Here is a 411-nt window from a genome sequence, read left to right as displayed (position 1 = left end):
AAGCGCGTTTCCTGCCGCGCTTCGTCCTCGTAGCGGATGAGGTTGTCCTCGCCGTCGTACGCGCAACGTACCCATGCCCCACTGGGAAGATCGCAGAGGGTCAGACGATCCTTCTTGTCCCATGCATAGCGGGTGGCCCCTTCTCCCGGCGCTTCGCGGTGTAGCAGATTGCCGCGCGCATCGTGGGTGAAGTGCGTGACGCGTCCCAACGCATCGGTCAAGCTAGCCAGATAGCCGTTCGCGTCGTAGTCCAGCGCCGTGCAGCGCCGCGCCGCATCCGCCACTTGCGTCAGTTGCCCACGCGCGTCATAACCGAAGACGCTCGAACACCCCGCCGGTGTCACCTGTTCGAGCAGATTGCCGCGCGTATCCCAGGCCTGGCGCCAGACGCCTCCCTCGGGGTCGGTGATC

1 protein-coding gene is annotated in these 411 nt (G+C 65.5%); it reads right to left on the bottom strand.

All coding sequences use genetic code 11. The annotated features are described in order from the left end of the window. On the bottom strand, positions 1 to 411 hold a 411-nt coding region (locus tag QCE88_RS42015; RefSeq protein WP_309911950.1), incomplete at both ends, for a hypothetical protein.

Source organism: Caballeronia sp. LZ035, assembly GCF_031451175.1.
In the GTDB taxonomy this organism is placed as follows: Bacteria; Pseudomonadota; Gammaproteobacteria; order Burkholderiales; family Burkholderiaceae; genus Caballeronia.
This window is presented reverse-complemented; position numbering and strand designations above follow the sequence as displayed.